This window comes from Streptomyces sp. NPDC088794 (genome assembly GCF_044750545.1).
Lineage (GTDB): Bacteria > Actinomycetota > Actinomycetes > Streptomycetales > Streptomycetaceae > Streptomyces.
This window is the reverse complement of the sequence record NZ_JBIVKB010000010.1, coordinates 42,796-66,608: the sequence shown is the minus strand read 5'-3', so window position 1 is coordinate 66,608 and position 23,813 is coordinate 42,796. Positions and strand designations below refer to the sequence as shown.

Genomic DNA, 23,813 nt, shown 5'->3' with positions numbered 1-23,813 from the left:
CTCACAGGCTCCAGGAGATCGTGTTGGAGACCGCCATCGTGATGGCGAGGACCGCCAGGTCCGCCACACCGAGGGCCAGACCCAGGTAGGCGCGTCCCTTGCGGGTCGTGCCGCGCCACAGGGACACGAGGGCCAGGACGATCGCGATCGGGCCCAGGAACAGGTTCAGGACGAGGAGGCCGAGAAGGCCGAGGATGAAGGACGCGACGGCCATGCCGTCGGCGTCACGGGCGGCGGTGCGCGGGGTGGTGGTACGGCCGTCGGCCGGTGCGGTCAGTTGCATCGTGCTCAGCTCCTGGAAGTCGGTACGGACGGTCAGTTGGCCGAGGTGTGACGCCGGCCGTGGCGCTCGCGGAGCGCGAAGATGCCCAGCCAGACGGCGATGCCGGCGGCCACGGCGGCGGACAGGGCCAGCGGTGCGTGGGCCACGGTGCCGAGCACGACACCGAGCAGCATGAGTGCGGCGACGAGGAACAGCATGGGACGGATCCCCCTCCGAGACACCTGGGGGCGTCTCTCGTTACGTTTCGGTGAACGGTTGTAGTAACACTTGTTCACTGACTACAGAGTCTAGCGCTCCCGGCGACTTTTCAATTCCGGAGAACGGTTGTTAACTGGATGACATGAGTCACACCCTCGGCATCCGGCAGGCCCAGAAGCAGAAGACCCGGCAGGCGCTCCTGGACGCGGCGCTCGCCCTGCTGGCGGAGCAGAGCCTGAGCAGCCTGGGCCTGCGCGAGGTCACCCGGGCCGTCGGCGTCGCCCCGACCGCCTTCTACCGGCACTTCCGCTCCACCGCCGACCTCGGTGTGGCCCTGGTCGAGGAAGCGCTCGGCAGCCTGCATCCGATGGTTCGGGCGACGGTCTCCACGGCCGGCGACAGCGACGAACGCATCGTGCGCGCCGTCGAGTTGATCGCCGCGTACGTGGCCGCGCACCCCGCCCACGTCCGGTTCGTCGCCCGTGAGCGGCACGGCGGGGTCCAGCCGGTGCGCGAGGCCATCCGGGACCAACTGGCCCGGTTCGCCGAAGAGGTGAAGGCCGAGATCGCCAAGGACCCGGAGGCGGCGGGCTGGAGCGACGACGACCTGCTGATGCTGGCCAACCTGTATGTCGACCAGATGCTGATCACGGCCTGTCTGTTCCTGGAGGCACTGGAGTCCCCGGACGCCTCGAAGGAGCTGGAGCAGGCCACCCAGATCGTGACCCGCCGGCTGCGGCTGATCAACGTCGGCCGCATGCACTGGCTCGACTGAGCCCCCAACACACGGAAGCGGCACCCCCGTTCACCGGGAGCGCCGCTTCTGTCGTACGACCGCTCGGGTCAGCTCTTCGTGGCCTGCGAGCTCGGAGCGCCGCTCGGCGCCCCGCTGGGCGCACCACCGCCGGCCCCGCCCACCCCGCCGCCGCAGCCGCCCTGGCCGCCTCCGCCGGGGCCGCCGCCCTGGCCGCCGCCGGGCGCTCCGCTCGGCATGCCGGAGGGGTTGCCCGACGGATTGCCGGACGGCACCGCCGTGCCCGTGGGAGCACCGGAGGGCGCCCCGCTCGGGCGGCCCGACGCGTTGCCGGTCGGCGCGCCCGAGGGCTGCTGACAGGACTGCTGCTGACCGGAGTTGCCGCTGTTCGAGGACGACGACGAGTCGCTCGAACCGCAGGCCGCCAGGGCGAAGGGCGAGAGCGCCAGCAGAGCCACTGCCGGGACGAGACGCACACGGTTCATGAGAAACAACTCCAAGGAAGATGAGGGAGTCCTGAGGCGAGAACTCAATCAACGGCGCTTAGGCCTTCCTTGGGGCCGCACTGTCCTCGGCCTGTCAATCAGGTAAAAAGGATCTCAACTCACGCCACTGACCTGCCACTTCACACATCGGCGCGCGCTACTCGCTGGTACAAGCCCGTGACAGAAGCGGTCCGCGGAGCCGCTCAGCCGAGCTTGACCCGGGCGAGTTGGCGGGACTGGGCGACCAACCGGTCGGCGCCGTCCCAGACTTCGGCGTCCTCCTCCAGGAAGCCGCCGGCGAGGTTGCGGGTGGTGATGGAGACACGCAGCGGGCCGGGGGCCGGGCGGCAGCGGACGTGGACGGTCAGCTCGACGGTCGGGACCCAGCCGGACAGGCCGATCTCGAAAGCTGTCGGCGGTAGTGCGTCCACCGCGAGCAGGAGGGAGAACGGGTCGGGGTCCCGGCCGTCGGCGAGCCCGAACCAGGACCGCATCTCGCCCTTGCCGGAGGGCGCGCCGAGCGCCCAGCCCAGGGTGGCGGGGTCCAGCTTGAGCATCAGCCGGTCGGCGATGGCCGAGGTTTCGGCGGCCGGGGCCGGGCCGTCCTCGGGGCCGAAGCAGTGCTCCATCGGCGGGAACGCGGGCGGCTCGGCCGCCGTACGGACGTCGTCGGGCAGCGCGTCCAGGTCGCCGTAGGAGGCGAGGACGCGGATGCGCTCGACCTCTCGGCCCTCGTCGTCGTACTGGAAGAGGGAGGCCTGGCCGGTGGAGAGGGTGCGGCCGGTGCGGACGAGGTCCGTGCGGACGACCGCGGGGCCCGGCCGGGAGGCGGTCAGGTAGTGCGCCGAGATCGTGAACGGGTCGCTGTGCGGCAGGGCGTCCGCGAGCGTGCGGCCGAGGACGGCCAGCAGATAGCCGCCGTTGAGGGCGCCGAACACCGTCCAGCCGGCGGAGAGGTCGACGTCGTAGACACCGGGCGCGCGCCGGGTCGGGGCGGTGGCCCGGTCGAACTCGCTGTCGCCGACCGTGGCCCGGACGGCCTGCGCGGAAGCTGCGTCTGACATGTCTGAACCGTACAACGGGTGACTACTAAGCGGTAGCTTTTCTCTTGGGCGAGCTCTGGGCCATCACGGTGAGAAGGAGGCAATTTCCTGGTAAGTGTCCGTACTCGTCCGTAAACCGGGGTCACGGCCTCGGCCTCTATAGGGGCATGAGCCTTACCGGGACCGCGTTCCTCTACACGCTGATCGTGCTGTCCGTCGTCGCCGTCGTCCTTCCGCTCGCGCTGTGGTCGCGGCTGCGCGGGCCGCGGGCCCTGCGTGCCGCCGCGCGCGTCCTGATGGTGCTGTTCGCCCAGGGCACGGCGGTCGCCCTGGTGTTCACGCTGGTCAACAACGAGAACAACCTGTACGACAACTGGGCCGACCTGCTCGGCACGGGCGACCATGTGCAGCAGGCCGCGAACCTCGGTGCCGACGGCACGGGCGGCATCGCGCTGACGCGACTGCCCAGGGTGGTGCAGCGGTTCACGCCCCTGTCCGACGGCGTCCGGGAGACCCAGCTCAAGGGCCGGGTGTCGGGCGTGAACGCCGAGGTCTACGTCTGGCTGCCGCCGCAGTACGACAAGCCCGCCTACCGCCACCGCCGGTTCCCCGTGGTCGAGTTGCTGCCGGGCTACCCCGGCTCGGCGAAGGCCTGGTTCGGGTCCCTGCACGCCGAGAAGCAGCTCGCGCCGCTGATGCGGGACGGCAGGGTGGCGCCCTTCATCCTGGTCGCCCCGCGCACCAACCTGCTGGCCGGCGTGGACACCGGCTGCGCCAACATCACGGGCACGGTGAACGCCGACACCTGGCTCAGCGTCGACGTGCCGAAGATGGTGACGGACAACTTCCGGGCCGCCCCCGCTCCGGCTGACTGGGCGGTCGCCGGATACTCCGCGGGCGGTCACTGCGCGGCCAAGCTCGCCATCGCCCACCCCGACCGCTACCGGGCGGCGGTCAGCATGTCCGGCTACAACGACCCGATCGGCGAACGCAATTCGCTGGCCGCGCAGAACCCGCGGCTGCGGATCGCCAACAACCCGTACCTGCTGCTGCGCGGGGCCCGTACCCCGCCCCGGATCGCGCTCTACATCTCCGGTCAGCCGCACGACGGTTACGAGGCAGGCGTGGCCCTCGAACAGATCGCGAAGGCCCCGACGACCGTGCACGTGGTGTACATCCCGAAGAGCGCGGGCGGGCACACCATGGCGCTGTGGCGGCCGCAGGTGGTACCGGCGTTCCGCTGGCTGACCGAGGAACTGGGCCTGGGCAACGGCCTCGGGACCGGCCGGGGAACCGCTACTCCTCGCTCACCGTCGAACGCCGGTTCCACGCACGCGGCGCTCGCCAGTGGTACTTCATCGCGAGCAGGCGCAGGGCGAAGGCGGTGACGACCGCGAGCCCGCTGGTGTACGGGTTGAGGGCGTCGTAGCGGATGCACAGGACGACGATGGCGGCGCCGACGATCGCCGGGACCGCGTACAGGTCGCGGTCCCAGCGCAGCAGCGAGGGCGTCTCGTTGGCGAGCACGTCCCGCAGCACACCGCCGCCGACCGCGGTGGCCAGGCCCAGGGCCGCCGACGCGGTGAGGTTGAGGCCGTAGTCGTACGCCTTGGTCGTGCCCGTGACACAGAACAGGCCGAGTCCGGCCGCGTCGAAGGTGTTCACGCCGAGCTGGATGCGCTCCACATGGGGATGGAGGAAGAAGACGAGGAGCGCGGCGAAGAGCGGGGTGGTGAAGTACCCGAGGTCCGTGAACGCGGCCGGGGGCACCGCCCCGATGATCACGTCCCGGAAGATCCCTCCGCCCAGCGCGGTGACCTCGGCGAGCACGGCGATGCCGAAGACGTCGAAGTTCTTGCGGACCGCGAGCAGCGCGCCGGAGATGGCGAACACGAAGATGCCGACGAGGTCGAGCGTGTGCTGGACGGAGGGGCTGAAGAGTTGCTGAAGCACACCATATTCTTACCTGCCGCGGGGTGCTTCCCTTTCGATGCAAGGGTTACAGGGAGGGTTTCCCTGGGGTGAACAGCCAGGTCTGGAACAGGTCGTCGAGCTGCTGTCCGCTGACCTTCTCGGCGAGCCTGATGAAGTCGGCCGTGTTCGCGTTGCCGTAGCGGTGCAGCTTCGTCCAGGCCGGCAGCAGCTTGAAGAAGGCGGTGTCACCGATGCGTTCGCGCAGCACCTGGAGGGTCATCGCGCCGCGCTGGTAGACCGCGGACGCGAACATGGTGTCGCGCTGCGGGTCGCCGACGACGGTCTGCCAGAAGGCGTTGCCTGCGGGGCGGGAGTTGTAGCCGGCCAGGAACGAGTCGTGCGCGGTGCGGGTGCCCTGGTGCTCGGCCCACAGCCACTGGGCGTAGGTGGCGAAGCCCTCGTTGAGCCAGATGTCCTTCCACTGCGCCACGCTCACCGAGTCGCCGAACCACTGGTGGGCCAGCTCGTGCACGATCGTCGTCTCGCTGCGCACCGCGGAGTAGACCGGCTTGGACTGCACCTCCAGCGAGAACCCCGCCTCCGGCATGTCGTCGACGATCGCGCCGGTCTCCTCGAAGGGATAGGGCCCGAAGACCTGCGACCAGTAGTCGGTGGCGGCGGCCGTGACGGCGTACACGTCGACGCTGTTGCCGTTGGCGAGCACCGGGTCGATGGCCACGTAGATCGGGATGCCGCCCGGGGTCCGGCCCGTCTTGACGTCGAACTTCCCGATCGTCGCCGTCGCGAGGTAGGTCGCCATCGGCTTCGACTCGCGCCAGTGGGTGTACGTCGAGGCGCCCTTGTCGTACGTCGACACCAGCCGGCCGTTGGAGACACCGGTCAGGCCCTTGGGGGCCTTGATGCGGATGTCGTAGGTGGCCTTGTCGGAGGGGTGGTCGCTGGAGGGGAACCAGGTGGAGGCGGCGTTGGGTTCGCAGGCGACGAAGACGCCGTCGGTGGTCTTCATCCACCCGTAGTCGGAGCCGAACACGATGGGCCCGCTGAGGGGTTCGGGAACCCCGCCGTAGGTGACGGTGACCTTGAAGTCGCGGCCCTTGCGCAGGGACTGGCGCGGGGTGACGCGCAGTTCGTCGCCGTCGCGCGTGAACTGGGCGCGTCTGCCGTTCACTTCGACTCTCGTGACCTCCAGCTTCTGCAGGTCCAGGTCGAAGGAGGAGAGGTTCTCGGTGGCACGGGCGGTGAGGGTCGTACGACCGTCGAGGCGGTCGGTGTCCGGGTTGTACGCCACGCCGAGGTCGTAGTGGCGGGCGTCGAAGCCGCCGTTGCCCAGGTCCGGGAAGTAGGGGTCACCTATGCCGGCCGCGCCGGGGCTTGGGGCGGGGGCGGCGGCTATGACAAGGAAAGAGGCCGCCGCGGTAGCGAGGGCCCCTAAACGTGCCGAACGGGAGAGATTCATCTGTCGTCCCTTGCGAGCGTGTGCCGATAAGTCGGACACGGACGACTCTGAACTCTCCCGTTCGGGCATGTGCATGACTTTGCCAACTCGTCATGCGCTACTTGTCGGTTGACTCCTGGCTCTCGCCCGAAGACGCCGCCGGAGCCTCGGTGGACCCAGCAGACTCGACGGTCCCGACCGGCTCGGAGGACTCCGCCGCGGCCTCCGCGATCTCCTCGACCTCGGCCGCCACCGCGGCCGACGTCTCCGCCGACTCCGCCAGCACCTCGTCGGCGACCAGCTCGGCCGCCTCCTTGGCCACGGTCAGCAGCACCGTGTCCTGCGGGGCCTGGTCCTCGAAGTTCTCCGGGTGGTGGCAGGCGACCTGCTGGCCGGGCTTCAGCTCGACGAGCACCGGCTCGGTCGTCTTGCAGATCTCCGTCGCCTTCCAGCACCGGGTGTGGAACCGGCAGCCACTGGGCGGGGAGATCGGCGAGGGCACGTCGCCCTTGAGCAGGATGCGGTCGCTCTTGGTGTTCTTGCGCCGCGGGTCCGGGATCGGCACCGCGGACATGAGCGCCTTGGTGTACGGGTGCATCGGCGCCCGGTACAGCGACTCGCGGTCGGCCAGCTCCACGATCTTGCCGAGGTACATCACCGCGATCCGGTCCGAGACATGCCGGACCACCGAGAGGTCGTGCGCGATGATCACGTACGTCAGGCCGAGCTCCTGCTGGAGGTCGTCCAGCAGGTTGACGACCTGGGCCTGGATCGACACGTCCAGCGCGGAGACCGGCTCGTCCGCCACGACCAGCTTCGGCTTCAGGGCGAGCGCGCGGGCGATGCCGATGCGCTGGCGCTGACCGCCGGAGAACTCGTGCGGATAGCGGTTGTAGTGCTCGGGGTTGAGGCCCACGACCGACAGCAGCCGCTGGACCTCCGCCTTGACCCCGCCCGGAGGCGTGACGCCCTGGAGCTTGAAGGGGGCGCTGATGATCGTGCCGATGGTGTGGCGCGGGTTCAGCGAGGAGTACGGGTCCTGGAAGATCATCTGCACATCGCGGCGCAGCGGACGCATGCCGCCCACCCCGAGGTGCGTGATGTCCTTGCCCTCGAACTCGACCTTGCCGCCGGTCGGCTCCAGCAGCCGGGTGATCAGCCGGCCCATCGTCGACTTGCCGCAGCCCGACTCGCCCACGACGCCCAGCGTCTCACCCGACTTGACCTCGAAGTCGAGGCCGTCGACCGCGTGCACGGCGCCGACCTGCCGCTGGAGCAGGCCTTTTTTGATCGGGAAGTGTTTCTGGAGCCCGGTCACCTTCAGCAGGGTCTCGCCGGGGGCGGCGTCCTTGGTGAGGGTGGCACCTTCGCTCGGCGCAGGAATGGTCACCGCTTTGTCCTCGCTCACAGCTTCGGCGCAATCTCTTCGGTCCAGATCCGCTCCCGCTGCTCCTGCGTCATGTGGCAGGCGGCCCAGTGCTGGCTGCCGACCTCGGTCAGCTCGGGGCGGACCGTGCGGGTGACGTTGTCCTTGGGGACGTCCGCGTACGGGCAGCGCGGGTTGAAGGCGCAGCCGGACGGGATGTTGATCAGCGAGGGCGGGGAACCCTTGACCGGGATCAGGCGCTCCTGCTGCTCACGGTCCAGCCGCGGCATCGAGCCCAGCAGGCCCCAGGTGTAGGGGTGGCGGGGCTCGTAGAACACCTTCTCGGCCGGTCCGCGCTCGATGCACCGGCCGCCGTACATCACCAGGATGTCGTCGGCCAGCTCGGCGACGACGCCCAGGTCGTGGGTGATGATGATGACCGCGGAGCCGAACTCCGTCTGCAGGTCCCGGATCAGGTCGAGGATCTGCGCCTGGACGGTCACGTCCAGGGCGGTCGTCGGCTCGTCCGCGATGAGCAGCTCGGGGTTGTTGACCAGCGACATCGCGATCATCGCGCGCTGACGCATACCGCCGGAGAACTCGTGCGGGTAGCTGTCGATCCGCTTGTCAGGCTGCGGGATGCCGACCCGGTCGAGCATCTCGACGGCGCGCTTCTTCGCGACCTTCTTGGAGACGTCGTGGTGGATCCGGTACGCCTCCACGATCTGCTGGCCGATCGTGTAGTACGGGTGCAGCGCGGACAGCGGGTCCTGGAAGATCATCGCCATCTCGCGACCGCGCAGCTTGCGTACGTGGTCGGGGTCGGCGGAGAGCAGCTCGGTACCGTCCAGCCAGATCTCGCCGGAGATCTGCGCCTTGCGCTTGCCGTACTGGCCGGCGGTGTGCAGGCCCATGATGCCGAGCGAGGTCACCGACTTGCCGGAGCCGGACTCGCCCACGATGCCGAGGGTCTTGCCCTTCTCCAGCGTGAAGCTCAGTCCGTCGACGGACTTGACCAGGCCGTCGTCGGTCGGGAAGTGCACCTTGAGGTCGCGCACCTCCAGGAAGGAGGTCGGCGCGGCGGAGGCGGCGGTGGGCTCACCCAGGGCTGCTCCGCTCTTGCTCAGTTCGGTCATGTCAGCCTCACTCGGGGGTCGATCACGGCGTACAGGATGTCCACCACGAGGTTGGCGAGCAGCACGGCGAGAGAAGTGATCAGGGTGACGCCCAGGATGATGGGCAGGTCCTGGTTCTTGATGGCGTCGAGCACCGCGCGGCCGAGGCCGGGCAGGTTGAACGTCGACTCCGTCAGGATGGCGCCGCCGATGAGGGCGCCGAGGTCCATGCCGAGCATGGTCAGGATCGGGGTCATCGTGGAGCGCATGGCGTGCTTGCCGATGACGACCTGTTCCTTGAGGCCCTTCGCCCGTGCGGTGCGGATGTAGTCCTCGCCGAGGATCTCCAGCATGGTGGCGCGGGTGATCCGGGCGTACATCGCCGCGTACAGGAAGGCGAGGGTGATCCAGGGCAGGATCATGCCGCCGAACCAGCCGCTGAAGCTCTGGTCCAGGGGCACGTACTGCGCGTCGATCCATTTCAGCCCGAAGGCGAAGATCGCCAGGCTGAGCAGACCGGTGAAGTAGATGGGGAGGGAGACGCCCGCCAGCGCGACGACCATCGCGCCGCGGTCCCAGATGGTGCCCCGCTTGAGCGCGGAGAGCACACCCGCCGAGACACCGATGACCAGCCACAGCACGGCGGCACCGAGCGCCAGTCCCAGGGTCACCGGGAAGCGGTCGGTGAGCACCGGCCAGACGGCCTGCTCGCTGCGGAAGGAGTAGCCGAAGCAGGGCGCGGCGCAGTGCGTGACGTCGCCGCCGCCGGAGTAGGTGCGACCGGCGAAGATGCCCTTGAAGAACTCCCAGACCTGGGAGTAGATCGGGTCGCTCAGGCCCAGCTTCTGCCGGACGGCCTCGACCGCAGCCGGGTCGGCCTGCTTGCCCACGAAGCTCGAGGCGATGTCCACGCCCGCCCACTTGGGGACGAGGAAGAAGATGCCGAAGACCACCATCACGATGACCACGAGCATCACAGCGGCGGCGAACAGCCGCCTGATCAGGTAAGCGAGCACAGCTTACGGCCCGCCGCGGGGCCGCGGGCCACCGGAGGTCATCCGATGGCCCGCGACCACGCCGCGCCGGCCTTCACCTGCCTTTCGTGCCGTTCGGCGGGTGTGCCGGGATTACTTCGCGGACTTCAGACCGAGGTTCACGAAGTCGTACATGCCGCTGTAGTTGTCCGACGTGTAGACGTTCGCGAGGTTGTCACCACGCCAGTTGATGAACTTCTCGAAGGTGAAGGGCAGGTAGTACGCGCCCTCCATGACCTTGTGGTTGATCTCGGTCGAGATCTTGGTCTTGCCCGCCTCGTCCAGCGTCGTGACGTACTGGTCGAACAGACCGTCGATGGTCTTGTCGTCGATCAGGGCGAAGTTGTTGTTGCCGCTCTCCGCGATGTACTTGCTGTCCCACAGCGGGAGACCGAAGCCCTGGACGGTCGGGAAGTCCGGACCCCAGCCCATGATGATGATGCCGTAGCCCTTCTTCTTCACGTTCGAGGGGCTACCGATGATGCCGGTGGTCTGCGAGCCGTCGAACTGGTCGATCTGGGCGTTGATGCCGATCTTCTTCAGCGACGCCTGGAGCGACTGGGCCGTGGCGACCTCGACCGGCTTGTTGTTGCGCACCGCGATGGTGGTGGAGAAGCCGTTCGGCTTGCCGCACGCCTTCAGAGCCGCCTTGGCCTCTTCGACGTTGCCGTTCTTGTTCGCGCCGGAGATCTTGTACGGGTCGTACTTCTGGCCCTCGGAGCCCGGGACGGACGGCGGGAGCATGTTGGTGCCGATGTCACCACCGGCGACCGGGCCACCACGGGCGGTCTGCAGCGAGACGTGGTCCGCACCGAGGATGACGGCCTTGCGGCACTCGGCGTTGTCGAACGGCTTCACGCTCTGCGGGAAGGTCGCGTAGCGGATGTAACCCGAGACCGGGTTGTCCAGGTTGGCCTTGTGCTCCTTCAGGGCGGTGGTGCGGCCCTGCGGGGACATGCCGGTCTGGTTGATGTCCAGGTCCAGGTCACCGTTGAGCAGACGCTGGTCCAGCTGGTTGGCGTCCGAGAAGAACTGAACGGTGATCTTGTCCGGGTACGCCTTGCGGATCGGGTCCGAGGACTGCTTCCACTCGGTGTTGCGCACCAGCGTCAGGCTCTTGCCGGGGCTGTAGGACTCGAACTTGTACGGGCCCGAGGAGAACGGCTTGAGGCCGTACTTGGACTTGGTGTCCTTGTCCTGGCGGACCGGGGAGGCCGAGACCAGACCCAGCACCTCCTGGAAGTCCGAGTTGGCCTTCGGCAGGTGGAACTCGATGGTCTTGTCGTCCGGGGTGACAATGGACTTCAGACCGAGCTTGTCCTTGGACGTGTCCTTGTAGGGACCCTTGTACTCGCCCTTGGGGTCCAGGAAGTCCTTCAGGTACGTCGGGCCGCCGGACAGCACGTCCTGCGCCCAGACACGCTCGATGCCGTACTTCACGTCCTTGGACGTGATCGGCTTGCCGTCCTCCCACGTGATGCCGTCACGCAGGGTGTACGTGTACGTCTTGCCGTCGTCCGAGACCTTGGCGAGACCGGTGGCGAGGTCCGGGGTGAGCTCGGCGCCGGCCTTGCCCGGCTCCGTCTTGCCCGTGACCAGCTGGCGGCTGTAGTAGCGCGCGAAGTTCCACATGAAGCCGTAGTAGCCACGCGTGGTGTCCCACGAGTCGGCGTCCTGGGCACCACCGAACCGCAGCGTGCCGCCCTTCTTGGCCAGAGAGGCCTGGGCGACCTTGTTGTTGGCCGCGTCGAAGCCGGCCGCGCCGGTCTTCGAACCGCCGCCGCCGTTGTCGTCGTTGCCGCCGCCGCACGCCGCCGTGGCCAGCAGTGCGGCGACCGCAGCAGCGGCGGCAAATGCCTTCTTACGCCGCCCTGAGGTGCGTTGGGTAGTCACGATCTCGGATCCTCCGGATTAGATGAGAGACCCCGTGTTGGTGCCACGGGACGATTGGGGTACGGCTCTTTCAGCGGGACGCCTTCGGGTCCAGCGCGTCACGCACGCCGTCGCCGAACAGGTTGAAGGCAAGGACGGTGATGAAGATCGCCACACCCGGGACCACCATGTACATGGGGTCCGACTCGTAGTAGTCGATGGCGCTCGACAGCATCTGTCCCCAGGACGACGTGGGCGGCTTGACGCCCACGCCCAGGAAGCTGAGAGCAGCCTCGGTGAGGATGTTGGTGGGGATCATCATCGTCGTGTACACGATGATCGGCGCCACGAGGTTGGGCAGCAGTTCCTTGAACAGGATGTAGAACCGCCCGGCGCCCAGCGATCGGGCGGCCTCGACGTACTCGCGCTCACGCATCGAGAGGGTCTGGCCGCGCACCACGCGTCCGATGTAGGGCCAGCCGAAGAAGCCGATGACCAGGATCATCACGAAGACGCGCACGTTGGACCCGGAGAGGCCCAGCAGTTCGTTCGGCATCACGGAGACCAGGGCGATCGTGAAGAGCAGCTGCGGGAAGGCCAGCAGGCCGTCCATCACGCGGCTGACGAGCGAGTCCACCCAGCCGCCGAAGAAGCCCGCCAGGATGCCCAGGACGGTGCCCAGGACGACCGCGACGACGGCGGACAGGAAGCCCACCAGGAGCGAGACGCGGGCGCCGTAGAGGATGCGGGCGAGGATGTCGCGGCCGTTGACCGGCTCGACGCCCAGCAGGTGCTCGCCGCTGATGCCGCCCAGGGATCCCTTGGGGGTGCCGAACAGCGGGTCGATCAGGTTCTCGTGGTAGGCGTCCGGGTCCTGCCCCAGCAGGTTGGTGATCACCGGCGCGAGCAGGGCGACCACGATGAGGACGACCACCACGATGCCGCCTGTCAGGGCGAGCTTGTCCCGCTTCAGGCGCTCCCAGGCGATCCGGCCCAGGGAACGTCCCTGAACGGTCTTGGCGCCGGCGGCTGCGACCGCGGCTTCCTCGGCCGCACTCGGGGCCGCTTCCGCGGTCGGCTCGTGCAATGGTGCCGTCATCTGGCAGGGACCCCTCTCAACCGGCGGTAGCCGGCCCGCACTTGCCGCTGTAGCGGCGTGATCAGTCCGTCGTACTCGGGGCACAAAGAGCCCCTGGTGCGGGAGTCTTCAACGCTTTGGCGATCTGTTGCCAGACTTGACGGGGAAAGGATGCGTAAACGTGATGAGGTCAGAGGGGTTCCGTTATCCGGACAGCGGGTAACGGGGGTCGGACGCGGATGAATCCGGACATTTGGTAAGCAGACGGATCTTCCGCCGCTATCTACGCGCGCAGACCCACCACTTCTCCGGTCTGGACCAGCTCGTGCGCCGGTCTGGACCAGTGCGCGCCCGCTCAGTATCCGCCAGGCGCCGGTGGATAGCCGTACCCGGCCGCGGGGGCCTGGGCCGGAGCCGCGTGCGCCTCACGGTCGTAGAAGGGCCGGGCGCCGGCCCGCATCCACATCGCGACCGGGTCGTCCTCGTCCGACATCGCCACGGTCGACACCGGCAGGCCCTCGGGGACCGCGCCGATCGACTGCTGCATCATCGCCCGCACCGCGTCCACCGCGGGCGGCGAGGTGTCGTACACGTCGAGACCGATGGCCAGATACGGCGCCCCGAGCGCCGGCTGCACCCAGGCGCGGCGCAGCGCGCGGACGGCCGGGGTGCGGTGCGCGTTGTGCGCGAGCAGGGCGTAGAACTGCGGGATCTCGATGCCGGGTTCGGACAGCCGCAGCGGGCCCGCGGGCTGGCGCTCAAGGCCGGTGGCGATCCGGCGCAGATCCAGCCACGGGATGCCGACACCGCCGCCGGGGGCGTGCGGGTTGAGCCAGAGGCCGAAGTGGTCGGGATAGAGCGTGCGGGCCACGTCGACCCCGTCGACGACCTCGTACGAGCGGTTCCAGCCGCTGGCGGACAGCTCCTGGGCGGAGGTGACGCACGGGGCGTAGCCGTGGCCCTCGACCTCCATGTTTCCGTACTGGGCGTCCGGGGAGCCGGACTGGCCGTGCCACAGGAGCATCCAGACCTGGCCCGCACCGGGGGTCGCGAGGGCGCGGAGCAGGGCCTCGTAGGCGTCGTAGCGCCCTGGCGTGACCTGGCGCAGCATGTGCTCCACGCTGCCGCTGAGGCTCGCGCTCACGTGTCTTACCGCCCCTTCGAAGTGGCCCCGCGTTTCTGTGACAGCTTATGCGCCTACGGGGTGTTGGCCTGATGTCCGTCGGCGAGTGCGGGTTGATTGTGGCTGGTCGCGCCCACGCGGCGGAGCCGCATATTGGCACAGCCCCGCGCCCCTGGGTACGTTCAGTGAACGGCTTGATAGAACGGCCTGACCTGTTGCCTCATCCACGTCGCCACCGGGTCGTCCGTCACGTCGAGGAGGACCAGGTTGACCGGCCACTGGGGTGGGGACTTGGCCAGGGCTCGGCCCAGGGCCTCCAGGGGAACGGCTCGTAGGTCGCCCTCCCATTCGGAGAGTTCCACGCCCACGAACATCACCGGGTCCGCCGTCTCGATCGCGGCGAGGCAGCGGCGGGCCGTGCGGATCACGGGAGTTGTCTCGAACTCGGCGGAGGCGGCGGCGAGGAAGTCGACCGGGTCGTCCTGCCAGTCCGGTTCGAAGAGGCGGACGCGGCCGCCGGAGGTGGGGCCGTCGAGGAGGGTGCGGCCGATGCGGCACAGCTCGGCGACGGCGGCCGGCGGGAGCGGGATCCCGACCATGCCGTCCGGGTTCACGGCGATGCCGACCTGCGGGGGCAGACCGCGGGCGAACTCGACGGCGGGCGCGATCGTGTACGACAGATGCGAGCCGACGACATGCCGGAACTGCTCCTCGGAGCTGAAGACCGGGACGTACGCCTGGCCCTCGATCTCCAGCGTGGGCAGGTCCAGCGGGCCGCTGTGCGGGCCGCCGCCGCTGGGCAGCGGGATCCAGAGGAAGCTGCGGCTGAGCACCTCGACGATCCGGCCGCCCGCCATGGGCACGCCGAGGGACGCCGACAGCACCTCCTCCAGCTCGTTGCCGGGCCATCCGCCGTGCGGATGGGGGTGCGCCTGCATGGGAAACTCCGCGGGGAGATCCGCTGGGAAGTCCATCTGTCCGACCGCCTGCTGTGAAGTACCGCTGTGGCAGCAAAGGCTAACGGGTACGGGGGCCCTGGCGGTGGGCTCGTGCGGCCGATCTCGCCCGGCGCACCGTCCGCGCAACGCACGGGCCGGGACGGCGGCCGGACCGTAGGGTCCCGGCGCGAGCCCGGTCCGGGCACCGCCCGCCGCGGGCCACTGCCGCCTCGGCACGGGTCGACGAGTGCGGCGGCCCCGGGGCGGCACGGCTCGACGGCGGCCCATCGGCGGCGGCACCTCAGCCCGTGAATCCGATCCTGCGCAGCACGTCCGCCGCGTCCCGGTCCAGGAGCACCGCCGAGCCGACGCCCTCGGGCAGGTCGCCGCGCTCCACGGAGCGGATCAGCCGGCCGGCCGCCGTGCGGTGGCGCAGGAAGGCGTAGCGGGAGACACCCCGGCCGCGGTCGCGCTGGCCCGCCAGGGCGGTGCGCGGGGGCACGTCGAGCAGGACCAGGTGCAGGATGCCGCCGCGGCGCCGGGCCTCGCGGGCCAGCCAGCCGCGCACCCAGGCCTGGGTGCCGCAGTCGTGCACGACGACGCCGGCGCCGGCGCGCAGGGCGCGGCCGAGACCGGCGTAGTGGGCGAGGCGGACCAGGGGGCGGTAGACGGCGTACGGCAGGAAGCGGGACGCCCGGGTGTCCCAGCGGTCGCGGGCGTCCTGGGAGTCGATGCGGATGCCCTTGACCGCGCGCCGCATCAGCGTGGACTTGCCGCTGCCCGGCAGGCCGGTGATCACCACCAGGTCGCGGGGGCCGAAGAGCAGGGCGTGCGGGCTGCGGCCCGAGCGGTCGCGCAGGTCGCGGACGACCGGGGCCGGCCGCTCGGCGCAGCGCTCGCGGGCGGGTGCCGGGGCCTGCTGGGGCAGCGCGACGGCCGAGGTCGCCGCGTACGCCGTGGTCCTTGTCACCGTGATCGTCCTCCCTGCCGGGTCAGGAAAGCTTCTCCCCACCGAATGTAAAGAGAAGGTAATCCACGGTGTCTCCCGGTTCCGTTCGGTTCCGGCCACAAGCCTGTTACAGAGCCTGTGCGATGATGTGCGCGCCAACTGCATACCGGCCGTTTGAATCCGCGCGGGAGAGTCCCCAGTCACCTGGGGCGCCGAAGGAGCAAGTCCCTCCCTTGAATCTCTCAGGCCCCGTTACCGCGCGGGCGAGGCACATCTGAAAAGCGGGCCCCCGGTGTTGCCGGTGGCCCCACCCAAGGTGCAAGTCATGTCCCGTGCGGTCATGACGAACCTCTCAGGTTCCGATGACAGATGGGGAGGAACGACCTCGCCGTCATGCCTTGGGAGACTCACGTCCGATGAGCAGCACCGAACCCCGTCACACCGCGCTCGATGCCCTGCATCGCTCGCTGGGCGCGACCATGACCGACTTCGCCGGCTGGGACATGCCGTTGCGCTACGGCTCCGAGCGCGACGAGCACCTCGCCGTACGCACGAAGGCCGGGCTCTTCGACCTCTCCCACATGGGGGAGATCACCGTCACCGGCCCGCAGGCGGACCGGCTCCTGAACTTCGCCCTCGTCGGCAACATCGCCTCCGTCGGCGTCGGCCGCGCCCGCTACACCATGATCTGCCGGGCCGACGGCGGCATCCTGGACGACCTGATCGTCTACCGCCTCGCGGAGACCGAGTTCATGGTCGTCGCCAACGCCTCCAACGCCCAGGTCGTGCTCGACGCGCTGACGGAACGTTCGGCCGGATTCGACGCCGAGGTGCGCGACGACCGGGACGCCTACGCGCTGATCGCCGTCCAGGGGCCGGAGTCCCCCGGCATCCTCAAGTCCCTCACGGACGCCGACCTCGACGGCCTGAAGTACTACGCCGGTCTGCCCGGCACGGTCGCCGGTGTCCCCGCCCTCATCGCCCGCACCGGCTACACCGGCGAGGACGGCTTCGAGCTGTTCGTGAAGCCCGAGCACGCGGTCGAGCTGTGGCAGGCGCTGACCAAGGCGGGCGAGGGCGTCGGCCTGATCCCCTGCGGTCTGTCCTGCCGGGACACGCTGCGCCTGGAGGCGGGCATGCCGCTGTACGGGCATGAGCTGAGCGCCTCGCTCACCCCCTTCGACGCCGGGCTCGGCCGGGTGGTGAAGTTCGAGAAGGAGGGCGACTTCGTGGGGCGCCAGGCGCTGCGCGAGGCCCTCGAGAACCTCAACCACGACGTACCGCGCGTCCTCGTCGGCCTGGTCGCCGAGGGCCGCCGTGTCCCCCGTGCCGGGTACGCCGTGGTCGCCGACGGCCAGGTGATCGGTGAGGTCACCTCAGGCGCCCCCTCCCCCACGCTGGGCAAGCCGATCGCGATGGCCTACGTCGACGCGGCCCACGCGGCTCCCGGCACGGCCGGGGTCGGCGTGGACACCCGGGGCAGCCACGAGCCGTACGAGGTCGTGGCGCTGCCGTTCTACAAGCGCCGGAAGTAACACTTTCCGCAGTGCTCCCCCGCACCTCTTCACCCTTCACCCACACTCCCCCGCGTACAGGAGAATCCAGGCCATGAGCAATCCCCAGCAGCTGCGCTACAGCAAGGAGCACGAGTGGCTGTCGGCCGCCGTGGACGGCGTCGCGACGGTCGGCATCACGGAGTACGCGGCCAACGCGCTCGGTGACGTCGTCTACGCCCAGCTCCCCGACGTCGGCTCCCAGGTGACCGCGGGCGAGACCTGCGGCGAGCTGGAGTCGACCAAGTCGGTCAGCGACCTGTACTCGCCGGTCAGCGGCGAGGTCACCGAGATCAACGAGGACGTGGTGAACGACCCGTCGCTGGTGAACTCGGCCCCCTTCGAGGGCGGTTGGCTCTTCAAGGTCCGCTACACCGAGGAGCCCGCCGACCTGCTGTCGGCCGACGAGTACGCCGCCGAGACGGCCGGCTGAGGGGTCACAGACGCATGTCCGCACTGAACACGCCCCTGCACGAGCTGGACCCGGACGTCGCCGCCGCGGTCGACGCCGAACTGCACCGCCAGCAGTCCACGCTGGAGATGATCGCCTCCGAGAACTTCGCGCCCGTCGCGGTCATGGAGGCCCAGGGCTCGGTCCTCACCAACAAGTACGCCGAGGGCTACCCGGGCCGCCGCTACTACGGCGGCTGCGAGCACGTCGACGTGGTCGAGCAGATCGCGATCGACCGGGTCAAGGACCTGTTCGGCGCCGAGTACGCCAACGTGCAGCCGCACTCGGGCGCCTCCGCCAACCAGGCCGCCCTGTTCGCGCTGGCCAAGCCCGGCGACACCATCCTCGGGCTCGACCTGGCGCACGGCGGTCACCTCACCCACGGGATGCGGCTGAACTTCTCCGGCAAGCAGTTCGACGTGGTCGCCTACCACGTGGACTCCGCGACCGGTCTGGTCGACATGGCCGAGCTGGAGAAGCTCGCCAAGGAGCACCGGCCCAAGGTGATCATCGCGGGCTGGTCGGCGTACCCGCGCGAGCTGGACTTCGCGGAGTTCCGCCGGATCGCCGACGAGGTCGAGGCGTATCTCTGGGTCGACATGGCGCACTTCGCGGGCCTGGTGGCCGCGGGCCTGCACCCGAACCCGGTCCCGTACGCGGACGTCGTCACCTCCACCACCCACAAGACCCTCGGCGGTCCGCGCGGCGGGATCATCCTGGCGAAGAAGGAGTTCGCGAAGAAGCTGAACTCCTCCGTCTTCCCGGGCTTCCAGGGCGGTCCCCTGGAGCACGTGATCGCGGCCAAGGCGGTCTCTTTCAAGGTCGCCGCGGGCGAGGAGTTCAAGGAGCGCCAGCGGCGTACGGTGGAGGGTGCCCGGCTGCTCGCCGAGCGCCTCACCGCGGCCGACGCGCGCGAGGCCGGGGTGAACGTCCTGTCCGGCGGCACCGACGTGCACCTGGTCCTGGTCGACCTGCGGGAGTCCGCACTCGACGGGCAGCAGGCCGAGGACCGACTGCACGAGGTCGGCATCACGGTCAACCGCAACGCCGTCCCGAACGACCCGCGGCCGCCCATGGTGACCTCGGGTCTGCGCATCGGTACGCCCGCGCTGGCCACCCGCGGCTTCACGGCCGAGGACTTCGCCGAGGTCGCGGACGTGATCGCGCAGGCGCTCAAGCCCGTGTACGACGCCGAGGCGCTCAAGGCGCGCGTGACCGCGCTCGCCGCGAAACACCCGCTGTACCCCGGGCTGTAGTCGGCCCCTCGGGGCACCGCGCACACTGGAAGGTGAGCGCGGTGCCCCACCCCGCACCACCAAGCGTTCTGAGGAGTTCCCGTGGCCATCTCGGTCTTCGACCTGTTCTCGATCGGCATCGGCCCGTCCAGCTCCCACACGGTGGGCCCGATGCGCGCGGCCCGCATGTTCGCGCGCCGGCTGCGCAACGAGGAGCTGCTGGAGTCCGTCGCGTCGGTCCGCGCCGAGCTGTACGGCTCGCTCGGCGCCACCGGGCACGGGCACGGCACGCCCAAGGCGGTGCTGCTCGGTCTCGAGGGCGCCTCGCCGCGGACGGTGGACGTGGAGGGGGCGGACGCGCGGGTCGAGGCGATCAGGGCGGCGGGGCGGATCCGGCTCCTCGACGAGCACGAGATCCCGTTCTCCTTCGACGACGAACTGGTCCTGCACCGCCGTAAGACCCTGCCCTACCACGCCAACGGCATGACCCTGTGGGCGTTCGACTCCGCGGGCGCCGAGCTGCTGTCGAAGACGTACTACTCGGTGGGCGGCGGCTTCGTCGTCGACGAGGACGCGGTGGGCGCGGACCGGATCAAGCTGGACGACACGGTCCTGAAGTACCCCTTCCGCACGGGCGACGAGCTGCTGCGCCTGACGAAGGAGACGGGTCTGTCGATCTCCGCCCTGATGCTGGAGAACGAGCGTGCCTGGCGCACCGAGGAGGAGATCCGCGCGGGGCTCCTCGACATCTGGCGGGTGATGCAGGCGTGCGTCTCGCGCGGCATGGCCCGCGAGGGCATCCTGCCGGGCGGCCTGAAGGTCCGCCGCCGGGCCGCCATGTCGGCCCGCCAACTGCGCGCCGAGGGCGACCCGTTGGCGCACGCGATGGAGTGGATCACGCTCTACGCGATGGCCGTGAACGAGGAGAACGCGGCGGGCGGCCGGGTCGTGACCGCCCCGACCAACGGCGCCGCCGGCATCATCCCGGCCGTCCTGCACTACTACATCAACTTCGTGCCCGGCGCGGACGAGGACGGCGTGGTCCGCTTCCTGCTCGCGGCCGGCGCGATCGGCATGCTCTTCAAGGAGAACGCCTCCATCTCCGGCGCCGAGGTCGGCTGCCAGGGCGAGGTCGGCTCCGCCTGCTCGATGGCGGCCGGCGCCCTGGCCGAGGTCCTCGGCTGCTCTCCCGAACAGGTCGAGAACGCGGCCGAGATCGGCATGGAGCACAACCTCGGCCTCACCTGCGACCCCGTCGGCGGCCTCGTCCAGATCCCCTGCATCGAACGCAACGGCATGGCCGCGGTGAAGGCGGTCACGGCGGCACGGATGGCGATGCGCGGGGACGGCTCGCACAAGGTCTCCCTCGACAAGGTCATCAAGACCATGAAGGAGACCGGGGCGGACATGAGCGTGAAGTACAAGGAGACGGCCCGGGGCGGGCTCGCGGTGAACATCATCGAGTGCTGAGGCGTCCAGGCCGCCGAGCCGCACAGCGCCCGCCCCGCACGCAGGGCGGGCAGAACACTCAGCGCCAGCCGAGCTCCGGTGCCACCTGGGTCAGGATGCTCTCCAGCACATGGGCGTTGTAGTCGACCCCGAGCTGGTTGGGGACGGTGAGCAGGAGGGTGTCCGCGGCCTGGATGGCCTCGTCCTCCTGGAGCTGCTTCACCAGCGCGTCCGGCTCGGCGGCGTACGAGCGGCCGAAGATCGCCCGGGTCGTGTCGTCGATCATGCCGACCTGGTCCCGCGAGTTGCGGTCGCGGCCGAAGTAGGCGCGGTCCACGTCGTCGGTCAGGGCGAAGATGCTGCGGCTGACGGACACCCGCGGCTCGCGCGTGTGGCCTGCCTCCTTGTACGCCTCGCGGTACGCCTCGATCTGCTTGCGCTGCTGGACGTGCAGCGGCTCGCCCGTCTCGTCGTCCTTCAGTGTGGAGCTCTGCAGGTTCATCCCCAGCTTCGCGGCCCAGACGGCGGTCGCGTTCGAGCTGGAGCCCCACCAGATCCGCTCGCGCAGCCCCTCGGAGTACGGCTCGACGCGCAGGAGTCCCGGCGGGTTGGGGAACATCGGCCGCGGGTTCGGCTGCGCGAAGCCCTCCCCCTCGATCACCTTGAGGAACGCCTCGGCGTGCCGGCGGGCCATCTCCGCGCCGGTCTCCCCCTCCTCGGGGGCGTAGCCGAAGTAGCGCCAGCCGTCGATCACCTGCTCCGGTGAGCCACGGCTGATGCCGAGCTGGAGTCGGCCGCCGGAGATCAGGTCGGCCGCGCCCGCGTTCTCCGCCATGTACAGCGGGTTCTCGTAGCGCATGTCGATCACGCCGGTGCCGATCTCGATCTTCGAGGTCCGCGCGCCGATGGCCGAGAGCAGCGGGAACGGGCTGCCCGCCTGCTGGGCGAAGTGGTGCACGCGGAAGTACGCGCCGTCCACGCCCAGCTCCTCGGCGGCGACCGCCAGATCGATGGACTGGTGCAGGAAGTCGGCGCCGGACCGCGTCTTGGAATGCGGACTCGGCGACCAGTGACCGAACGAGAGGAAACCTATCTTTTTCACGCACGCCAAAGCGTCCGGCGGCCGCGTTTGATTCCCCCACCAGGACCGGGCCGACCGGACGACGTGCCTGACGAACGTCAGATTCCGTGCGCCGCGAAGGCGATCACCTGCGTCACCTGGCGGGCGGCGAAGTTGTCGTCGGAGACCAGGACGACCGTGCGGCGGCCGTCGGGGAGGCGGGGGCCGAGGGTGATGCCCTCGACGTTGTCGACGCGGGTCAGCCCTGGGACGTCGGAGAGGTCGGTGACGAGCGTCTTACGGACCGGCTTGATCCGGTGTCCCGGCACGGCGGTGAGGGAGTCCCGGCCCAGGACGTTCGTCGCGCCATGGAGGTCGACCAGGTAGATGCGGGACTTCCAGTTGTTGTCGGCGTAGATCGAGGCGCGCTCCAGGACCAGTACGTGCCCGACTTCGCGTCGTAGCTGAGGCTGCCCGGACGGGATCCCGTCCGGGCAGCGTGGCACCAGTGACTCGAGGTGGTGGCCCGGGCTAGTGGTGACCGCCGCGTCGGCCCGCCAGCCGGTGGACCGCTGTGATCAGCGTGTCCACCTCCTCGTGCGTGTTGTAGAAGGCGAACGACGGACGGACCGTGGCCTCCAGGCCGTACCGGCGCAGGATCGGCTGCGCGCAGTGGTGGCCCGAACGCACCGCGATTCCCTCCTCGTTGAGGGCCGTGCCAACCTCGGCGGGCTCGTAGCCGTCCAGGACGAAGGACGCGATGCTCGCCTTGTTCGGGGCCGTGCCGATCAGCCGGAGTCTGGGCACCCCGCGCAGGCCCTCGGTGGCGTGTTCGAGCAGGGTGTGCTCGTAGGCGGCGATGTTCGGCAGGCCGATGCGCTCGACGTAGTCGATGGCCGCGGCGAGCCCCACCGCGTCCGCGATGTTGCCGGTACCGGCCTCGAAGCGGCCCGGCGGGGGCTGGTAGCTGGACTTCTCGAAGGTGACGTCGGTGATCATGTTGCCGCCGCCCTCCCACGGAGGCATGTCCTCGAGGACCTCGCGCTTGGCGTAGAGCACGCCGATCCCGGTCGGTCCGAACAGCTTGTGCCCGGAGAAGACCAGGAAGTCCGCGTCCAGCGCCGTGACGTCGATCGGCAGGTGCGGGACGGACTGCGCCGCGTCGACGAGGACCCGTGCGCCGGCCCGGTGCGCGCTCTCGATGATCTGCTCGACCGGTACGACGGTGCCGAGCGCGTTGGAGAGCTGGGTGACCGACACCAGCTTGGTGCGGTCGGACAGCAGCGCGGTGTACTCGTCGAGCAGCACCTGACCGTCGTCGTCGACCGGGATCACCTTGATCACCGCGCCGGTCTGCTGCGCGATCATCTGCCAGGGCACGATGTTGGCGTGGTGCTCCAGGTGGGAGAGCACGATCTCGTCGCCCGCGCGGAGGTTCTTGGGCCCCCACGCCTTGGCGACCAGGTTGATCGCCTCGGTGGTGCCCCGGACGAACACGATCTCCTCGGCGGAGCCCGCCCCGACGAACCGGGCGACGGTGTTCCTGGCGCCCTCGTACGCGTCCGTCGCGCGGGCCGCCAACTCGTGTGCCGCGCGGTGGATGTTGGAGTTCTCCCGCGAGTAGAACTCGACCAGCCGGTCCAGCACCGCCTGCGGTTTCTGCGTGGTCGCAGCGTTGTCCAGCCAGATCAGCGGACGCCCGTTGACCAGCTCGGACAGGATCGGGAAGTCCCGCCGCACCGCGTGCACGTCGAACGCCGGGTGCGGGTCGACCGGCAGCCCCTCCGGTGCGCCGGGTGCGTCGGGCACACCGGGTTCGCCGGGTTCCCGGAGGAAGTAGTACGGCGTCGCCGTCGCCGTCGGCGCCGCGGACTCGAAGAGGGGCGGGAGGGGCGGCAGCCCCAGGTGCCCGAAGCCGGGCAGCTCCGGCGGCTGGGCGGGGAGGCCGGGTGCCTCGGTGAGGAAGTAGTACGGCCCGGAGGGAGCGGGGGCCACCGGTGGGGCCGGCACCTCCGGGGTGGGGCCGGCGAGGCCGGGCGCGGTCGCCGCGAACGTGGCCGGGGCGCTGGTCGGGGGCGGCCCGGAGGGCGGGCTCATTCCGGCGGTCGGCGCCGGAGGGGGCGGGTCCGCGGCCGGCAGGCCGGTGGGCGCGGGCCACTCGGACCGGACCGGCAGACCGGTCGGCGTCGGCCATTGCGTCGGGGCCTGCGCACTGTGCGGAGGGCCCGAAGGCCCTTGCGCGTGACCGTCGGGGAGCGGAGCCGGGTGGCCGTCGAGGGCCGGGGTCGGGTGGCCGTCGGGGACCGGGGTTCCCGTGTCCGTACCCAGGTCGGCGCCCATGTCCGTCGGCTGCCCGGGGAGGGCTCGGAAGAACTCCCCGGCCAGCCTGCTCAGCGTCTCCTCGTCCGGCAGCCACGCCGGGGCGGATCCGTTATCGGTGGGTGAGGGCGTGGTCAT

General features: G+C 69.9%; 23 protein-coding genes and 1 riboswitch. Of the genes, 6 read left to right on the top strand and 17 right to left on the bottom strand.

The annotated features are described in order from the left end of the window. Position 1: 1 nt before the first annotated feature. Both ACIP6U_RS26515 and ACIP6U_RS26510 read right to left on the bottom strand, forming a co-directional pair. Complete coding sequence (locus ACIP6U_RS26515; protein WP_401722524.1) at positions 2-283, bottom strand: DUF4190 domain-containing protein; 282 nt, start codon at positions 281-283, stop codon at positions 2-4. Between the two features lie 32 nt (positions 284-315). Beyond that, a complete protein-coding gene (locus ACIP6U_RS26510) occupies positions 316-480 on the bottom strand; it encodes a hypothetical protein (protein WP_401722521.1) in 165 nt (54 codons plus the stop codon). 143 nt (positions 481-623) lie between these two features. On the opposite strand from ACIP6U_RS26510, the gene ACIP6U_RS26505 reads away from it, so the two are divergent. Further along, complete coding sequence (locus ACIP6U_RS26505) at positions 624-1,256, top strand: TetR family transcriptional regulator (protein ID WP_401722519.1); 633 nt, start codon at positions 624-626, stop codon at positions 1,254-1,256. 68 nt (positions 1,257-1,324) lie between these two features. Here ACIP6U_RS26505 and ACIP6U_RS26500 read toward each other — a convergent pair whose 3' ends face one another. Together ACIP6U_RS26500 and ACIP6U_RS26495 are read right to left on the bottom strand one after the other, a co-directional pair. After that, positions 1,325-1,720 carry a hypothetical protein gene (locus ACIP6U_RS26500; RefSeq protein WP_401722516.1) on the bottom strand — a complete coding sequence of 132 codons (396 nt, stop codon included), beginning with the start codon at positions 1,718-1,720 and terminating at the stop codon, positions 1,325-1,327. Between the two features lie 203 nt (positions 1,721-1,923). After that, the gene (locus tag ACIP6U_RS26495; RefSeq protein WP_401722514.1) at positions 1,924-2,784 is read right to left on the bottom strand and encodes a thioesterase family protein; all 861 of its coding nucleotides are present in this window, start codon (positions 2,782-2,784) and stop codon (positions 1,924-1,926) included. Positions 2,785-2,930: 146 nt separating this feature from the next. On the opposite strand from ACIP6U_RS26495, the gene ACIP6U_RS26490 reads away from it, so the two are divergent. Beyond that, on the top strand, positions 2,931-4,151 hold the full coding sequence (locus ACIP6U_RS26490; RefSeq protein ID WP_401722511.1) for an alpha/beta hydrolase: 1,221 nt from the start codon (positions 2,931-2,933) through the stop codon (positions 4,149-4,151). Here ACIP6U_RS26490 and ACIP6U_RS26485 read toward each other — a convergent pair. The 10 genes from ACIP6U_RS26485 to ACIP6U_RS26440 form a co-directional block, all read right to left on the bottom strand. Continuing rightward, positions 4,060-4,716, bottom strand: a complete 657-nt coding sequence (locus ACIP6U_RS26485) for a trimeric intracellular cation channel family protein (protein ID WP_401722508.1) — start codon at positions 4,714-4,716, stop codon at positions 4,060-4,062. The genes ACIP6U_RS26490 and ACIP6U_RS26485 overlap by 92 nt on opposite strands. Positions 4,717-4,762: 46 nt before the next feature. Beyond that, positions 4,763-6,154: a M1 family metallopeptidase gene (locus ACIP6U_RS26480; RefSeq protein WP_401722507.1), complete on the bottom strand. Its 1,392-nt coding sequence runs from the start codon at positions 6,152-6,154 to the stop codon at positions 4,763-4,765. A gap of 97 nt (positions 6,155-6,251) precedes the next feature. Continuing rightward, positions 6,252-7,523: an ABC transporter ATP-binding protein gene (locus tag ACIP6U_RS26475; RefSeq protein ID WP_401722504.1), complete on the bottom strand. Its 1,272-nt coding sequence runs from the start codon at positions 7,521-7,523 to the stop codon at positions 6,252-6,254. A 14-nt stretch (positions 7,524-7,537) separates the two neighbouring features. After that, on the bottom strand, positions 7,538-8,635 hold the full coding sequence (locus ACIP6U_RS26470; protein ID WP_401722502.1) for an ABC transporter ATP-binding protein: 1,098 nt from the start codon (positions 8,633-8,635) through the stop codon (positions 7,538-7,540). Beyond that, on the bottom strand, positions 8,632-9,630 hold the full coding sequence (locus tag ACIP6U_RS26465) for an ABC transporter permease (protein ID WP_401722501.1): 999 nt from the start codon (positions 9,628-9,630) through the stop codon (positions 8,632-8,634). The genes ACIP6U_RS26470 and ACIP6U_RS26465 overlap by 4 nt, the downstream gene beginning before the upstream one ends. 111 nt (positions 9,631-9,741) lie before the next feature. Further along, complete coding sequence (locus ACIP6U_RS26460; protein ID WP_401722498.1) at positions 9,742-11,541, bottom strand: ABC transporter substrate-binding protein; 1,800 nt, start codon at positions 11,539-11,541, stop codon at positions 9,742-9,744. A 70-nt stretch (positions 11,542-11,611) separates the two neighbouring features. Next, positions 11,612-12,619 (bottom strand): ABC transporter permease, encoded by a 1,008-nt coding sequence (locus ACIP6U_RS26455; protein WP_401722495.1) that lies wholly within the window; start codon positions 12,617-12,619, stop codon positions 11,612-11,614. A gap of 334 nt (positions 12,620-12,953) precedes the next feature. Further along, entirely contained in the window at positions 12,954-13,709 is a 756-nt protein-coding gene (locus ACIP6U_RS26450; RefSeq protein ID WP_401723094.1) for an enhanced serine sensitivity protein SseB C-terminal domain-containing protein, read from the bottom strand. A gap of 194 nt (positions 13,710-13,903) precedes the next feature. Next, positions 13,904-14,695 (bottom strand): enhanced serine sensitivity protein SseB, encoded by a 792-nt coding sequence (locus ACIP6U_RS26445; RefSeq protein ID WP_401722492.1) that lies wholly within the window; start codon positions 14,693-14,695, stop codon positions 13,904-13,906. A gap of 265 nt (positions 14,696-14,960) precedes the next feature. Next, the gene (locus ACIP6U_RS26440; RefSeq protein ID WP_401723091.1) at positions 14,961-15,635 is read right to left on the bottom strand and encodes an AAA family ATPase; all 675 of its coding nucleotides are present in this window, start codon (positions 15,633-15,635) and stop codon (positions 14,961-14,963) included. 148 nt (positions 15,636-15,783) lie between these two features. Then, positions 15,784-15,876, top strand: a riboswitch (glycine riboswitch). Positions 15,877-16,024: 148 nt separating this feature from the next. Between ACIP6U_RS26440 and gcvT the strand changes: the two genes are divergently transcribed. From gcvT to ACIP6U_RS26420, 4 genes are all read left to right on the top strand, one after another. Continuing rightward, on the top strand, positions 16,025-17,143 hold the full coding sequence (gcvT, locus tag ACIP6U_RS26435; RefSeq protein WP_401722489.1) for a glycine cleavage system aminomethyltransferase GcvT: 1,119 nt from the start codon (positions 16,025-16,027) through the stop codon (positions 17,141-17,143). Between the two features lie 73 nt (positions 17,144-17,216). Then, complete coding sequence (gcvH, locus tag ACIP6U_RS26430; RefSeq protein ID WP_401722486.1) at positions 17,217-17,594, top strand: glycine cleavage system protein GcvH; 378 nt, start codon at positions 17,217-17,219, stop codon at positions 17,592-17,594. A gap of 14 nt (positions 17,595-17,608) precedes the next feature. Further along, positions 17,609-18,868: a serine hydroxymethyltransferase gene (glyA, locus tag ACIP6U_RS26425; RefSeq protein WP_401722484.1), complete on the top strand. Its 1,260-nt coding sequence runs from the start codon at positions 17,609-17,611 to the stop codon at positions 18,866-18,868. A gap of 81 nt (positions 18,869-18,949) precedes the next feature. After that, complete coding sequence (locus ACIP6U_RS26420) at positions 18,950-20,317, top strand: L-serine ammonia-lyase (protein WP_401722481.1); 1,368 nt, start codon at positions 18,950-18,952, stop codon at positions 20,315-20,317. A 58-nt stretch (positions 20,318-20,375) separates the two neighbouring features. Here the strand turns inward: ACIP6U_RS26420 and ACIP6U_RS26415 are convergent, their stop codons facing one another. The 3 genes from ACIP6U_RS26415 to ACIP6U_RS26405 all read right to left on the bottom strand — a co-directional run bounded on the left by ACIP6U_RS26415 (position 20,376) and on the right by ACIP6U_RS26405 (position 23,813). Then, positions 20,376-21,398 (bottom strand): LLM class flavin-dependent oxidoreductase, encoded by a 1,023-nt coding sequence (locus tag ACIP6U_RS26415; RefSeq protein ID WP_401722479.1) that lies wholly within the window; start codon positions 21,396-21,398, stop codon positions 20,376-20,378. A 77-nt stretch (positions 21,399-21,475) separates the two neighbouring features. Beyond that, the gene (locus ACIP6U_RS26410; RefSeq protein ID WP_401722477.1) at positions 21,476-21,862 is read right to left on the bottom strand and encodes an esterase-like activity of phytase family protein; all 387 of its coding nucleotides are present in this window, start codon (positions 21,860-21,862) and stop codon (positions 21,476-21,478) included. A 25-nt stretch (positions 21,863-21,887) separates the two neighbouring features. Continuing rightward, positions 21,888-23,813, bottom strand: coding sequence for a family 2A encapsulin nanocompartment cargo protein cysteine desulfurase (locus ACIP6U_RS26405; RefSeq protein ID WP_401722474.1), 1,926 nt, complete (start codon positions 23,811-23,813; stop codon positions 21,888-21,890).

Bases quoted from the DNA above. Each gene is read 5' to 3' on its own strand.
- ACIP6U_RS26515 (WP_401722524.1), bottom strand. From the start codon at position 283: ATGCAACTGACCGCACCGGCCGACGGCCGTACCACCACCCCGCGCACC.
- ACIP6U_RS26510 (WP_401722521.1), bottom strand. From the start codon at position 480: ATGCTGTTCCTCGTCGCCGCACTCATGCTGCTCGGTGTCGTGCTCGGC.
- ACIP6U_RS26505 (WP_401722519.1), top strand. From the start codon at position 624: ATGAGTCACACCCTCGGCATCCGGCAGGCCCAGAAGCAGAAGACCCGG.
- ACIP6U_RS26500 (WP_401722516.1), bottom strand. From the start codon at position 1,720: ATGAACCGTGTGCGTCTCGTCCCGGCAGTGGCTCTGCTGGCGCTCTCG.
- ACIP6U_RS26495 (WP_401722514.1), bottom strand. From the start codon at position 2,784: ATGTCAGACGCAGCTTCCGCGCAGGCCGTCCGGGCCACGGTCGGCGAC.
- ACIP6U_RS26490 (WP_401722511.1), top strand. From the start codon at position 2,931: ATGAGCCTTACCGGGACCGCGTTCCTCTACACGCTGATCGTGCTGTCC.
- ACIP6U_RS26480 (WP_401722507.1), bottom strand. From the start codon at position 6,154: ATGAATCTCTCCCGTTCGGCACGTTTAGGGGCCCTCGCTACCGCGGCG.
- ACIP6U_RS26470 (WP_401722502.1), bottom strand. From the start codon at position 8,635: ATGACCGAACTGAGCAAGAGCGGAGCAGCCCTGGGTGAGCCCACCGCC.
- ACIP6U_RS26455 (WP_401722495.1), bottom strand. From the start codon at position 12,619: ATGACGGCACCATTGCACGAGCCGACCGCGGAAGCGGCCCCGAGTGCG.
- ACIP6U_RS26450 (WP_401723094.1), bottom strand. From the start codon at position 13,709: ATGCTGCGCCAGGTCACGCCAGGGCGCTACGACGCCTACGAGGCCCTG.
- ACIP6U_RS26445 (WP_401722492.1), bottom strand. From the start codon at position 14,695: ATGGACTTCCCAGCGGATCTCCCCGCGGAGTTTCCCATGCAGGCGCAC.
- gcvT (WP_401722489.1), top strand. From the start codon at position 16,025: ATGAGCAGCACCGAACCCCGTCACACCGCGCTCGATGCCCTGCATCGC.
- gcvH (WP_401722486.1), top strand. From the start codon at position 17,217: ATGAGCAATCCCCAGCAGCTGCGCTACAGCAAGGAGCACGAGTGGCTG.
- glyA (WP_401722484.1), top strand. From the start codon at position 17,609: ATGTCCGCACTGAACACGCCCCTGCACGAGCTGGACCCGGACGTCGCC.
- ACIP6U_RS26405 (WP_401722474.1), bottom strand. From the start codon at position 23,813: ATGACCACGCCCTCACCCACCGATAACGGATCCGCCCCGGCGTGGCTG.